Below are 13,338 nucleotides of genomic sequence, written 5' to 3'. Positions count from 1 at the left end.
TTCAATGAAGCGATTCACTCCGACCAACGGGAGAAGGAACGACAGACCGGCTCAGCGGCGGCGCAGGTGGGCGGCCACGCGGCGCAGCAGGGATGGTCGGGGCTTCACCGGCGGCAGCGAGCGGGCGACATCCTGCGTGTCCAGCAGGCGGGCCTTGGTGATCAGGTTCAGGTCGGAGACATACATCCCACAATGATAGAATTCGGTCTCTTTCTTTACCATGACGGCCGTCCCTGTTGAGTATTCAGGCCGGGTGAATAGATATTCAGCATAGCCGGGAGATGAGGCCGCCTTCCAGATACAGTCATCGCCCCCGGTTCGTGCGTGACCCGTCATGCTGGAGCCATGAGCGAGGACGACGCCATCACCCCTCCTCCACCCCCGCTGCCCGACCTGTTCGTGGCCCGAACCCCCGAGCAGGCGCGGCTGCTGCTGGACGACACCTGCCAGGAGCTGCTGGCGCGCGTGATCCGGGCCGGGGCCAGCGCCACCGAGGCGGCCCAGGCGGCGCAGATCACGGTCAAGCAGGCCCACCACCGCCTGACCCGGCTGGTGGCGGCCGGACTCGTGCAGGTGGTGGGCAGCCGGCCCCGCAGCGGGCGGCCGGTCAAGGTCTACCGCGCGGTGGCCCGGACGTACCGCACGCCCTTCGAGCTGACCGACGCGGCCACCCTGGAAGACCTGATGGGCCAGATCTTCGGCCCATTCCTGGACAGCTTCAACGAGCGGCTCGTCCGGCTGCTCGTGCACGACGACCGACACGACCTGCTGCTGACCACCGACGACCGTGGCCGACCCACCATGAACCTGAATCCTCAGGCGATGCCCCGCGAGCAGCGCGAGACATACGGTGCGCTGGCCTCCTTCAGCCGGCCACAGCTGGACGCCGACACACGCCGCGAACTGGAACGCCGCCTGCGCGAGCTGAACGACTGGGTCACCGATCAGGATGCCCGGCAGCGCGGCGGGCCGGGCACGCTGCCCTGCCTGCTGGGCCTGTTCTTCACGCCGGAGCGGGCTGGACGCTGACCTCCGGGGCGGGCAGCGGATCGCGCCGCAGCAGCGCGGCCCAGGCCCCCGCCGCCAGCACGGTCACCACACCGGACACGCCGAACGCGGTGCCCAGCGTCACCCGGTCGGCCACCGGGGCCAGCGCCAGGAGCACCAGGGGCATCCCTGCCATGCCGACCATGGTCATCAGACTGCCCACCCGGCCATAAAACTCGGGCGCGATCCGCCGCTGGAAGATCACCCCGATCGAGACGTTCGTGGCGGCGTTCGCCAGCCCCAGCAGCGGGGCCAGGACGTACATCTGCCCCGCCGTCTGGGTGGCGCTCAGCCCCAGGATGGTCACGCCCATGCCCACGAGGCCCGCGACGCTTAGGCGGCGCACGTCCACCCGGCTGCCCAGTGCGGCCAGGATGAAGCTGCCGGCCGCGAGTCCTCCCAGCAGCAGTCCGAAGAACACACCGAAGCCCGCCGGGCCCTCGCCAAGTTCATCCATGCGGCCCGGCAGCAGCACGTCCATCGGCGCGAAGGAGGCGTTGAGCAGGAAGGCGAGCACCGGCAGGCCCAGGATCAGGGGACTGTGGCGGGCATACGTCAGCCCGGCGCGGAGGGATGCCCAGAACGGTTCGCTGGCGGCCGAACTCGCACGGGCCGGTACACGCACCAGCGGCAGCAGCGCCGCGAAGATCAGGAAACACGCGCCGTCCACGATCAGGGCCGGGGCGCTGCCCAGCGTGCCCACCAGCAGCCCGCCGCCCACCATGCCGACCAGCTGCATACTCTGGGTGCCGCCCTGCATGAGTCCGGTCGCCCGCTGGAGCTGACCCGGCGGCACCAGCCGGGGCGTGACGCCCATGGCCGCCGGGCCGTAGAACGCGCCGACCAGCCCGGTCAGGAACGACGCCGCGTAGATGACCTCCAGCGGCACCTCGCCCCGCAGGGCCGCGATCCCGACCCCGAGCTGGATGACCCCACGCAGGACGTTGCCCACCATCAGCGGGACGCGCAGCGGCAGCCGGTCGACCACGGTGCCGAACAGCGGCGAGAGCAGCCCCGGCAGCAGCGCCAGCGCGAGGTTCACCCCCATCTGGCCCGCGCTGCCGGTCTGGTGCAGGATCAGGAAACTCGTGGCGATCCCCGACAGCGCCGTGCCGAACGCACTCTGCGCCGAGCCCAGCCACCAGATCACGAAGGAGCGGTTCCACAGGGTCACGGGAGCAGTCGTGGTCATGCCCGCAGCGTGCCGGGAAAGCTACTCCACGCGGCAGGGGGGCACGTGGAGTAGCCCCGGCTCAGTCCTCCAGCACGCCGTCGTACATGTCGTCCAGCGTCAGGGCCACGTCCAGGCACGGCAGGGGGATGGAGCCGTGGCCGTCGTACTCGGTCAGCGTCCACTCCTCGCCCTCACGGTGGTAGGCGTACACGTGCCGCTCGTACTGATCGACGATCAGGTACGTCTGGAGGCTGGGCAGCGAGGTATAGACCCCGTACTTGGCGTTGCGGTCGGTGTGCGCGGTGCCTCTGGACAGGACTTCGACCAGGAGGCAGGGGGTGGTCTCGGAGGTGTCGTCACCGCTGTCCGGGCCGCAGGCGACCATCACGTCCGGATAGTAGTAACTCCGGCGACCCTCGATCCGCAACTTGATTTCCGATGCGTAGACTCGGCAGCCCAGACGGCGGGCCGCTGGTCGCACGTGCCCGACAACGTTCAGGATGATCTCGGCGTGCGGCTTGCTGCTCCCCGCCTGCGCGACCGGGCTGTCACTGTTGTTCACGGGGTACACGAAACCGCCCACGTACTCGCGCTTGACCGGGCTGTCCTCCTCGGTGCGCAGGTACTCTTCAATGCTCATGGCTTTGAAGGCGGGGTCGCTCATGCCCACATGGTACGTGAATCACTGCGCTGCGTGCTATTTTTTCTGTGATGCGCGTACTTCACACCGCGGATTTCCACGCGGGACGGCTCCTGCGCGGCTACGACCGCACGCCCGAGATCCACGACGCCCTGACCGAGATCGCCGGACTGGCGAAGACCGAGCGTGCCGACGCCGTGCTGGTGTCCGGCGACCTCTTCGACACCGGCAACCCGTCGGCCGACGCCGAGGCCGCCGTGTTCGACTTCTTCCTGAGACTGCGCGACGCCGGCATTCCGGGCATCGTGATCGCCGGGAACCACGACAGCGCGGCGCGGCTGGCCTCGGTGGCGGGCCTGCTGGGCTGGGTGGGCATCCAGGCGGTCGCGCAGCCCACCGCGAACCCGGTGGACATGGTGCGCTCGGTGCAGACGCGCGGCGGCGAGACCCTGACCGTGGGAGCGCTGCCCTTCCTGTCCGAGCGGCGGCTCGTCAAGGCGGCGGATCTGCTGGGCGGCGACACCGGCGCGTGGCGTCAGAAGTACCGCGAGGGCATGGGCTTCTTCCTGCGCCGCCTGGGCGAGGGCTTCGTGCCGGGGCACGTGAACATGCTCATGGCCCACACCACCATGGACGGCGCGGTGCCCAGCGGCAGCGAGCGCACCCTGCAGTTCGACCTCGCCAACGCGTACACCGTGTCGGGCCTGCAACTGCCGCCCGGCGCGCAGTACGTGGCGCTGGGGCACGTGCACAAGCCCCAGCAGGTCTCCGAGGCCCCGCCCGCGTACTACCCCGGCAGCGTGATCCAGCTCGATTTCGGCGAGGCCGGCGAGAAGAAGCAGGTCAACCTCGTCGAGGTGGAACCCGGACGCCCGGCACAGGTGCACGCCGTGCCGCTGGCGAGCGGGCGGGAACTGCGCACCCTGCGCGTGGAGCTGGAACACGTCGAGGCCCGCCTGGCCCGTGAGGCGTCGTTCACCGGCCTCCTGAAGGTCGTGGTACAGGCCCCCGCCGGCACCGCCCTGCCGGGCCTGAAAGACCGCGTGCTGAAGCTCGCGCCGAACACGCTGGCCGTGGAACTCGACGCGCAGCAGGACGACCTCGCCACGCCCGACCTGCGCCGCGAGGGCCTGTCCCTGATGGATCTCTACGAGCGCTACCACCGCGAGCGCCGGGGCGAACTCCCCGACGACCTCCGCGCCGCCTTCAAGGAGGCCGACGAGGCCGCCCGGACGGAGGACGTGGCATGAGGGTGCGCAGAGCAGAGAGCAGACAGCAGGCAGCAACGGCGCTGGGGGCTCTCGGCCATCGGCTGTCGGCCGTCTACGGCCCGGAGGGCCTGTGCGCCCGCTGAAACTCGAACTCCAGGGCTTCACGGCGTTCCGGCAGTTCACCACGCTGGACTTCACGGATCTGGAGCTGTTCGCGCTGGTGGGGCCGACCGGCAGCGGGAAATCCAGTTTGCTGGACGCCATGACCTTCGCGCTGTACGGGCAGACGGCGCGGCTGGGCGGGGCGGGGCTGGACGCGCTGATCTCGCAGGGCGAGCGGGGCCTGAACGCCAGCCTGACCTTCGAGGTCAGTGGCGTCATCTACAGGGCGTCGCGCACCAAGGGCCGCAAGCAGTCCGAGAACGAGGTGCGCTTCGAGCGGCAGGACGAGCAGGGCCGCTGGACGAACCTGTCGGAGGGAACCGGGGGCGCGAGGGGCATCTCGGAGCGCATCCGGCAGGCCGTGGGGCTCGACTTCGACACCTTCCGCCGTTCGGTCGTGCTGCCGCAGGGCGAGTTCTCCCGCGTGCTGCTGGGCAAGTCCGCCGAGCGCCAGGCGCTGCTGGGCGAGTTGACCGGCCTGACGCACGTGCAGGGCATGCAGCGCGTGGCATCCGACCGGGCGAAGGATCTGAAGGCCGAGTCCGCCAGCCTGAACGCCGTACTGGCCGGCGAGTACGCCGACGTGACGGCGGATGCCCTGGCCGCCCTGCGCGCCGAACGCGACGCCCTGAGCGGCGAGGCCGAGCGCCTGACCGACGAGCGCGAGCGCCTGCAGACCGCCGTGACCCGATTGCGCGACCTGGAGAAGATCTGGCGCAGCCGCGAGGACACCGCCCGCCGCCTGAGCACCCTGGAGTCGCGCGAGGGCGGCGTGCAGGACGGAGCCGTCCGCGCCGCGCGGGCCCGGCGCGTGGCCGGGGTGCTGCCGCTGCTCGACGCCGCCGAGCGGGCCCGGATCGCCCAGGAACGCGAGACGCGCGAGCTGGACCGGGCGCAGGCCGCCGCTGCCGCCGCCATGGGCACCGCCACCCGCGCCGCCGACGCCCTGGCGAGCGCGCACGCGCAGGAAACCCAGATTCCCGAGCTGGAACTGAAGGCCGAGACCCTGAAAGATGCCGAGGCCGACGCCGCCCGCCTGAAGCGTGGGGGCGGCACGCCGCAGACCACGCACCCCAGTCCCCTGCCGTGGGACGAGGACGCCTTCTTCGTCGCCCAGCAGGGCGCGCAGCGGGCCGAGAAGAACCGCCAGGAACGCCAGCTGATCGAGACCGAGCGCGTGGGTCTGAAGGCTGCGCTGGAACGTCTGGCCGCCGAGGAACACGCGCAGCGGCAGGCCGAGGCCGAACGCGAACGTGTCCACCGCGAGGGCACCGAGGGCAAGGCGGCGCTGGAGGCCGCGCAGCAGGCGCTGGAGGCCGCCCGGGTCGACGCCGGACTGGCCTCACACCGCGCCCACCTGCATGTCGGGGAGCCGTGCCCGCTGTGTCAGCAGGTCATCCGCACCCTGCCGGACGGCCCGGTGGCCGATCTGGGCGTGCTCCAGACTCGGGTGACGACCCTGAGCGCCACCCTGGACGATCGCCGGAGCCGCTTCACCGACCTGCGGGCACAGATCAAGGCCAAGGCCCTGTGGCTGGAGGAGAAACGCGCCGAGACCAGCGACTGGGACGACCGCCTGAAGCAGCGCGACCTGGATCTGCGTGCGTCCGACGCCCTGATTCACGGCGATCCCCAGACCGACGTCCTGCGGCTGCTGGCCTCCCTGGCCGACCGGGTGCGGAAGGCCGGAAACGACCCGGCCGGGCAGCGCCGGGCCACACTGACCCAGATCCAGACCATCCGGAAGACTGTCCAGGATGCCCAGGCCACCCTGTCCCGCGCCCAGGGCGACGTATCCGCCGCGCACGCGACCCTGACGGCAGCCCGCGCGAATGCCGCCGCCCGCACGGACGAGGCCGCGCTGGCACAGTCCGCGCTCGACTCGGCCCTGACCGCCCTGAACCTCGACGCCGCGCAGGCCCGCGCCGCCGCGCTGCCGGAGAACGACATCGCCGCGCTGGAGGACGCTGCCCGCACCCACGCCGCACAGGTCGCGCAGCTCCAGGCCGCGCTGGCCGACCTGAACCGGCAGCTGGGGGCCGCGCCCTTCGACCCGGCGCAGCTCGACCAGACGCACCGCGACCTGATCGCCACGGACGCCGCCCTGAGTGCCGCCCGCGAACGCACCGGCATCCTGGCCGAGCAGGAACGCCAGCTGCGCGAGCGCCTGGAGCGGCGGGCCGACATCGAGGCGCGGGCGTCCAGCGCGTCGCGCCGCTACGACACGTGGCAGACCCTGACCAACACCCTGAAGACCAGCGAGTTCCAGCAGTTCCTGCTGGCCGAGGTCGAGGCGCAGCTGCTGACGCGGGCGGGTATCCTGCTGCACGAGATCAGCGACGGCCGCTACCGACTGGCCCTCCAGAACGGCGACTACGTGGTGCAGGATCTGTGGAACGCCGGCGAGGTACGCGGCGTGAAGACCCTGTCCGGCGGCGAGACCTTCCTGGCGTCACTGTCGCTGGCGATCGCCCTGAGCGACTATCTGGCGGGCAACCGGGTGCTGGGTGCCCTGTTCCTCGACGAGGGCTTTGGCACGCTGGATCCCCAGGCACTGGAGGCCGTGGCGGGCGCGCTGGAGAACCTGAGAACGCAGGGCCGCATGGTGGGCGTCGTGACCCACGTCGAGAGCCTGTCCGAACGCCTGCCCAGCCGCCTGCTGGTCACGAAGAGCGTGGCGGGAAGCAGCGTGCACCGGCTGGACGGGTAGGGGCTCTGAGTTCCGGGCTGTGAGCAGAACTGCAGACGCTCTCGCGCTGGCTGAAGCTCCCCTCATACGGGATTACCGAGCCGTGCCCTGATTCGTAGCGATGTGGCATCTGGAGCCGCGTGCGGTGAGCCGAACTTCTACTCCTGCCGGCGGCCAGGTTCTTATTGATCTGGGCATAAGTCGGCGCAGCGCGGAATTCGGGTGATGAGAACTGCGCTCGGTGTCCAGACGCTTCGCCACTTGGCTGGGTAAGGAGGGAGGCGCAGGTGCGGATTTTGGCCGCTATCAATAACGACTGCTGCGGGTCAACTCAATGCGCCATGAACACAGGCAGATCCCCCCGGTGTCCCATTTCTGTAATCTCAGTCAGCACGCTTACTGAAGGTCATCACTGTCAGCAGGTTGACAGGTACCCAAGGACGACGCTCGAGCGTCGTCCTTCTTCACGACCACGGCATCCTCAACTGGGATCGCCCGCAAGGACACCATGACTGACCAACCGACAGTGACCGCCCACACCGCTGGAGAAGCCCCCTCCACCAATCGCCGCAGCCTGCTCAAGCACCTCACCGCCACCGGTGTGGGGCTCGGCCTCAGTGGACTGGCCTCGTCCGCCCTGGCGGGCGGTGCCCCTGGCCCCATGAAGATGGGCCTGAACGAGAAGACCTTCCGCATGGGCGTCATCGGGCCAGCTGAGCTCTCCCTGATCACCAGCCAGATTGCGGTCGCCCGGGCGACCAACGCCAACGCCCGGGAGTTCGCCCGCTTCGAACTGCGGGAGGCCATTGCGGTGACCACCGTGCTCAAAGAACTCAAGACCCCGGTGCCTCCAATGGATGCCAAAGCCAGGGCGACGCTCGCACGCATTCAGTCCGCTCCCGACGGGAAGGACTTTGACACGGCGTACATCATGGCCCAGCATGACAACCACGTCTTTTTGCAGCAACTGGCAACGGCGTATCTGGCAAATACCACGCCGAATGAACCGACGTTCCCGGAGCAGCAGGGGCGGCACCTGGCGACGCTGGCCCTGAATCAGTTCACGGAGCATGTCGAATTGACGGCACGGATCCTCAAGGAACTACAAGCCTAGAGAGGCACCCGCTCGTGAAGCGACGATCTACCCGCTTCGACGGGTTTTTCCGTCCTCGCCATTCGTTGAGGGAAGAGAAGCCTGGTTCTTTCAATGAAATCTGAGACCTGTCGCTACACTTACTGATCCGTGCTTAAATCAGTAGCGACGCCGTGAACGGCCTTCCTCGGATGAACGCAAGCGGCAGGGCCTTGCGCCGGATGCTCTGCCAGCCGACCGACAACCGCTTCTTCAATTCGCCCACCGACATCGCGCAGAAGTTCCCCACCACATTCCGCTTGAGATCTGCCCAGAACAACTCGATCGGGTTCAGTTCCGGCGCATACGGCGGCAGGTAGACCAACGACAGGCGTTCGTGCAGGTGCACGAACGCCTGCACCGACTTCAACCGGTGGATCATGGCGTGATCCAGCACCACAACCACCTCGCCGTCGATATGGAGCAGCACAGGTTTCAGGACCGGGTGAACGCACTGCGCCGCGGTGCGTGTGGTGCAGGAACTGCCCGCCTGTCGTGATGGCCCCGATCACGGAGAGATGTTCCCAGCGAAGCTTCGTGGGAATAACCGGTGTCTGCCCACTCCGCCCTTAGGTGCGCACCTTTATCGTATTCAGACTGAAGCCGGTCTCGTGCAGAAACACCACGGTGGCACCCTCAGCGACTTTTTTTTCCCAGGGCCTCTCGCTGGACACGAACCCAGGTGGCGATGTCGTCGTCGTGGCGTTCCACGGCCCGCAGCGCGGGCCGCTGATACGTGAACCCCCAGCGGCGCAGGATTCGGGAGAGGTGCGCCCGATCAAGCCACACGCCGGAGGTCACGCCGATCACGTGGCGGATCTTCGGGATCGTCCAGCCGCTGGTTTCAAAGCCGTGCGACCGGGGGTCACCGTCAATTACGGCTCCGATCTCGTCTTGTTGCGCAGCGGTCAGATGTTGTGGTCGACCAGTGGCGCGGGACGCGCGCAGCGCGTCCTCTCCATCGCGCCGCAGCCGAGCACGCCACGCACGGATGGTGACCTCGGCCACGCCGAACTGCTGGGCCAGGTCGTCGGTCGTGCGGCCCGGGTCGGTGAGGGCAGAGTGGGCGGCCAGACGCCGTTCTTCCTGTTGGGCGCGCGTGAGGTGGCTCGGCCGCCAGAAGGAAACTGTCAAGCCCCATGCTACAGATTTACGCACGGATCAATAAGTTGTTTGCAGGGCATGGCAGCGTCGTGAGCCGGACCCCCCTCTCCCCTGGGGAGAGGGAGGGAGGAGCGCCGAGGGCGGAAGGGTGAGGGGTCTTGGATGCCGCGCACCCAACTGAGTCCGGTGTCATAGCCCACAGCCCAGAGCCCTACACCACCGCTTCCTCCCGATCCAGCTTGGCGAAGATCATGCGGCCCACACTGGTCTGCACATTGTTCACGACCTGCACGCGCACGGCCTTGCCCCGGTGTTTCAGGCCGTCCTCGACGACCACCATGGTGCCGTCATCGAGATAGCCGACACCCTGCCCGGCCTGCTGGCCACTCTTGGTGATCGTGATGGTCAGGGGATCGCCGGCCTGCACCTGGGCCCGCAGCGCGACGGCAATGGCGTGAATGTTGATGGTCTGGACGTCGTGCAGACGGGCGATCTTGCCCAGGTTGCTGTCGTTGGTGAAGATCCGGGCGCCGGTCTCGCGGGCCAGCCGGATCAGCTTGTCGTCGGCGCCGGGCAGGGCGGGATCGTCCCAGTCCTCGATATGGAGATGGCGCAGCTCGCGCAGGTCTTCCAGGATGCCCAGCCCGCGCTTGCCGCGGGTGCGCTTCTGGGGATCGGCACTGTCGGACAGGGCCTGCAGCTCCCGCAGGATGAAGGTGGGAACGACGAGTTCCCCGTCGAGCAGCCCGGCACGGGTGAGATCGAGGATCCGGCCGTCGATGATGACGCTGGAATCCAGCAGCGTGCTGCCCGGCTTGCGGCGTACCTGCGGAAAGGCCAGCAGCCCGAAGGCGTCCGCGTGGCCGGTGGCGTAGGTCACGAAGAACACGCACAGCAGCGCGGTGACGGCGACGCTCCAGATCCAGTTGTAGAACGGCAGGGCCTGGAGCAGGCTGCCCAGCAGCACGCTCAGCAGCAGGGCGATGATCATGCCGAAGGTGGCAGCAGCGACCTTGCGGGGCGACAGCGCGGCATACCAGCGGCCCAGCCGGGTCGTGTACTGCAGGCCCAGGCGTTCCGCGCGGGGCGCGAACAGCAGGGCGGTCAGCACCCCCGCGAGCATCAGGCTCAGGGTGTTGACGACCCCGAGTTCCTCGGGTTGGATCGCCGCCAGGGCGCGCCCGGCCCCGAGCCCGGCGAGCAGGCCCAGGAGCATGGTCAGGAGGCGGATGGCGAGCACGCCCCGCAGTGTACCCGCCAGTGCTGTGCGGGAACCAGGGACTTTTCGTGATGACGCGGCGGAACTCAGCCCGTGGTCGGCTCCGGGTGGGTGGAGGGCACCGGCCCATCCAGGCGCCGCACCGCCGGGTTCAGGAGCTGCGCGCCACAGATCACGGCAGCGGCCACGCCGGCCCAGCTCAGGACGTCGCCGGCCGGCAGGTGGGCGGCGGCCAGCCCTGCGGCGGCGGTGCTGATCGGATTGGTGAACTGAGACAGCATGCGCCGCACGCTGAACACGCGGCCCTGCACCTCCGGCGGCACCTGCGACTGCCAGATGCCCATGGAGTGCGCGGCGGCACTGGGCGTCATCAGGCCGTACACCACCAGGCCCGCGCTGGCGATCAGGACGCTGTGGGTACTGCCCGTGAGCGCCTGGGCCAGACCGGCCACGAGCAGGGGAATCAGGATGCCCAGGGTGCGGCGCTCGCGCAGTCCGCCCCACGCGCTGATGATCAGTCCGCCCACGACGCTGCCCAGACCCAGGGTCGTGTACAGCGCGGCCAGGGCCGTGCTGGGCGTCCACGCACGTACCGCGAGGTCGGCCGCGAGCGTGCCGGTCAGCAGCAGGGGCCTCAGGACGCCGCTGCCCACAGTCAGCAGGTTGAACACGGTGAAGGTGAGCAGCAGGTTCAGCAGGGCGGGCCGCGCCACGATGAACGTCAAGCCGTAGGTCAGGTCATGTGTCAGGCCGGTGCGGGCGCCCTGGCGGGGTGGGGTGGGCACGTGCAGCCGCCACAGCACGAGCGCGGCCACGACGAAGCTCAGGGCATCGACCATCAGGGTCAGGGCCACGCCGTCCGTCCAGCCGGCCAGCCACGCCGGGCCGCCGCCCTGCCGGATCAGCGCGGGCAGGCCGATGATCAGGGCGCCCAGGCCGGGGCCGATCAGCGTGGCGGTGCTGGTCAGGGTCTGCATCATGCCGTTGGCGCGGGGCAGCTGCTCACGCGGCACCAGCGTGGAATAGCTCGTGTCGAAGGCGGCCGAGTGCACGGCGAAGAGGGCCGCCTCGGCGGCGGTGAAGGCGACAATCAGCCACAGCGGCGGCGTCGGGGCCGTGACCATGCCCACGCCCAGGGCCATGAGCACCGCCCCCAGGACATTGGCCGTGAGCATGATCCGGCGGCGGTCGAGGCGGTCGGCCAGCACCCCGGCCAGGGGGGCCCCGAAGATCGTGATGATGTTCCACGCCAGCAACGTGAGGGTCAGCGCGGCGGCGAGTTCCCCCCGCTGCTCCGGGAGCGCAAAGCGCGTCTGGACGAGATAGACGCTGATGGCAAACCCGCTGACGATGCTGCCCAGGGCGCTCAGGGCCTGCGAACCCCACAGCCACAGGAAGGTGCGCCAGCCCTCAGCAGAGGGCCGGGGTGGGGGGAACCGGTCGGTCATTGCCGTCCAGCGTACGTCAGGTCACGGGTGGTCGACACCTCAGATGTGGGGTACCTCCACCGCGGCGCGGGCCGGAGCCACGTCGCCCAGGGGCCGCAGGCTGGGATTGAGCAGCTGCAGGGCCGCGACGCCGGCGTACAGCAGCCCGGCGGCGACCAGCACGCTGCCCGGCGCGTAGTGCGCGGCGAGCACACCGGCCAGGGCGGCACTGACCGGCGACGTGAACTGCGCGATCAGCCGGCGGACGCTGAACACCCGCCCCTGCATGTGGGTCGGCACCTGCGACTGCCAGATGCTCTGCGAGTGCGCGTTCATGGCGGGCAGGGTCACGCCCATGACCAGCAGCGCGGCGCTGGCGGCGAGCACGGTACCGCTCAGGCCCAGGGCGGCGAGGGCCATGCCCGAGATGACCATGGGGACGAGCACGCCCAGCACCCGCACCCGTTTCAGCCCCCCCCACGCGCTGATGAGCACGCCGCCCAGCACGCCCCCGACACTCTGCGTGACGGTCAGGGTGGCCAGGGCCGACTGGAAGGAACTGCCGCGTGCCTGCCAGTCGGCCGCCAGCCCGAACTTCACGAGCAGGGGTTCCAGCACGCCCAGGCCGCTGCTGCACAGGTTCGCCACGGCGAAGGTGAGGAGCAGGGCCAGGAGCGGCCGCCGCTGCCCGATGAACCGCCACCCGAAGGTCATGTCGTCCCGGAAGGAGCGGCGCTCGCCCCCGTGGGCGGCGTGGACGGGCGACGGCACGCGCAGCCGCAGGAGCACCAGCGCGGCGAGCAGGAAACTCAGGGCGTCCACACCGTAGGCGAAGGGCACACCGTCCCGCAGCCCGGCGATCCACGCGGGGCCACCGTGATCCCGCAGCACGGCCGGCAGACCGATCAGCAGCGCGGCGGCAGCCGGGCCGACCAGCCCCGACAGGCTCCAGATGGTCTGCATCAGGCCGTTGGCGCGGGGCAGGCGGTCGCGCGGCACCAGCGTGGTGTAGCTGGCGTCGAAGGCCGACCCGTGGAAGGTGGACACCAGGCCCATGGCGCCGGAGAGGAGCACGAGCACCCACAGCGGCGTGGTGGCGCTCAGGAGCAGCAGCATGAGCACCACGGTCAGGGCCGCCCCGAGCACGTCGCAGACCAGCATGATGCGCCGCCGGTCGTGCCGGTCCGTCCACGTTCCGGCCAGCGGCGCACTCAGGGTGGCGGCCAGGGTCCACGCCAGCGCGGTCAGCGACAGCGCAGCGGCCAGCTGCGGTTTCTGCTCGGCCAGCGGAAAGCGCGTCTGGGTCAGGTAGATGGTGAACGCGAAGCCTGCCACCGCCGAGCCCAGGACGCTCAGGGCCTGCGAACTCCACAGCCACAGGAAGGTGCGCCAGCCGTCCGGGGCGGGGGGCGTCGAGCCGGTCATGGACGTCCAGGGTAGGCGTGGACGCGGCGCGGCGCGATACGCCGAATGGCCCAGCCCGCTGGCCCGGCACCACACGCACCGGCCGCGGGCACCAACCTTCCCTGAACC

General features: G+C 69.7%; 12 protein-coding genes. 4 read left to right on the top strand and 8 right to left on the bottom strand.

Going from position 1 to position 13,338, the window contains the following annotated elements:
* Positions 1-51: 51 nt before the first annotated feature.
* Positions 52-186, bottom strand: coding sequence for a hypothetical protein (locus U2P90_RS05420; protein WP_295817443.1), 135 nt, complete (start codon positions 184-186; stop codon positions 52-54).
* A gap of 159 nt (positions 187-345) precedes the next feature.
* Here U2P90_RS05420 and U2P90_RS05415 point away from each other — a divergent pair, with 159 nt between their 5' ends.
* Positions 346-1,029 (top strand): helix-turn-helix domain-containing protein, encoded by a 684-nt coding sequence (locus U2P90_RS05415; RefSeq protein ID WP_295817444.1) that lies wholly within the window; start codon positions 346-348, stop codon positions 1,027-1,029.
* Here U2P90_RS05415 and U2P90_RS05410 read toward each other — a convergent pair.
* Both U2P90_RS05410 and U2P90_RS05405 read right to left on the bottom strand, forming a co-directional pair.
* Positions 1,004-2,239, bottom strand: coding sequence for an MFS transporter (locus U2P90_RS05410; RefSeq protein ID WP_322474108.1), 1,236 nt, complete (start codon positions 2,237-2,239; stop codon positions 1,004-1,006). The genes U2P90_RS05415 and U2P90_RS05410 overlap by 26 nt on opposite strands.
* A 61-nt stretch (positions 2,240-2,300) precedes the next feature.
* The gene (locus tag U2P90_RS05405) at positions 2,301-2,885 is read right to left on the bottom strand and encodes a Uma2 family endonuclease (protein ID WP_322474107.1); all 585 of its coding nucleotides are present in this window, start codon (positions 2,883-2,885) and stop codon (positions 2,301-2,303) included.
* A 47-nt stretch (positions 2,886-2,932) separates the two neighbouring features.
* Here U2P90_RS05405 and U2P90_RS05400 point away from each other — a divergent pair, with 47 nt between their 5' ends.
* The 3 genes from U2P90_RS05400 to U2P90_RS05390 all read left to right on the top strand — a co-directional run bounded on the left by U2P90_RS05400 (position 2,933) and on the right by U2P90_RS05390 (position 8,037).
* Positions 2,933-4,111 carry a metallophosphoesterase family protein gene (locus tag U2P90_RS05400; RefSeq protein ID WP_322474106.1) on the top strand — a complete coding sequence of 393 codons (1,179 nt, stop codon included), beginning with the start codon at positions 2,933-2,935 and terminating at the stop codon, positions 4,109-4,111.
* A gap of 91 nt (positions 4,112-4,202) precedes the next feature.
* Positions 4,203-6,944, top strand: coding sequence for an SMC family ATPase (locus tag U2P90_RS05395; RefSeq protein WP_322474105.1), 2,742 nt, complete (start codon positions 4,203-4,205; stop codon positions 6,942-6,944).
* Between the two features lie 487 nt (positions 6,945-7,431).
* Positions 7,432-8,037 (top strand): twin-arginine translocation signal domain-containing protein, encoded by a 606-nt coding sequence (locus tag U2P90_RS05390; protein WP_322474104.1) that lies wholly within the window; start codon positions 7,432-7,434, stop codon positions 8,035-8,037.
* Between the two features lie 133 nt (positions 8,038-8,170).
* Here U2P90_RS05390 and U2P90_RS05385 read toward each other — a convergent pair whose 3' ends face one another.
* The 5 genes from U2P90_RS05385 to U2P90_RS05365 form a co-directional block, all read right to left on the bottom strand.
* A complete protein-coding gene (locus tag U2P90_RS05385; RefSeq protein WP_322474103.1) occupies positions 8,171-8,485 on the bottom strand; it encodes a transposase in 315 nt (104 codons plus the stop codon).
* Positions 8,486-8,691: 206 nt separating this feature from the next.
* Positions 8,692-9,189, bottom strand: a complete 498-nt coding sequence (locus U2P90_RS05380; protein WP_322474102.1) for a winged helix-turn-helix domain-containing protein — start codon at positions 9,187-9,189, stop codon at positions 8,692-8,694.
* 181 nt (positions 9,190-9,370) lie between these two features.
* The gene (locus U2P90_RS05375; RefSeq protein ID WP_295817463.1) at positions 9,371-10,399 is read right to left on the bottom strand and encodes a PIN/TRAM domain-containing protein; all 1,029 of its coding nucleotides are present in this window, start codon (positions 10,397-10,399) and stop codon (positions 9,371-9,373) included.
* 65 nt (positions 10,400-10,464) lie between these two features.
* On the bottom strand, positions 10,465-11,826 hold the full coding sequence (locus tag U2P90_RS05370) for an MFS transporter (RefSeq protein WP_322474101.1): 1,362 nt from the start codon (positions 11,824-11,826) through the stop codon (positions 10,465-10,467).
* 39 nt (positions 11,827-11,865) lie between these two features.
* A complete protein-coding gene (locus U2P90_RS05365) occupies positions 11,866-13,230 on the bottom strand; it encodes an MFS transporter (protein ID WP_322474100.1) in 1,365 nt (454 codons plus the stop codon).
* Between the last annotated feature and the right edge of the window lie 108 nt (positions 13,231-13,338).

The organism is Deinococcus sp. AB2017081, assembly GCF_034440735.1.
In the GTDB taxonomy this organism is placed as follows: Bacteria; Deinococcota; Deinococci; order Deinococcales; family Deinococcaceae; genus Deinococcus; species Deinococcus rufus.
This window is presented reverse-complemented; position numbering and strand designations above follow the sequence as displayed.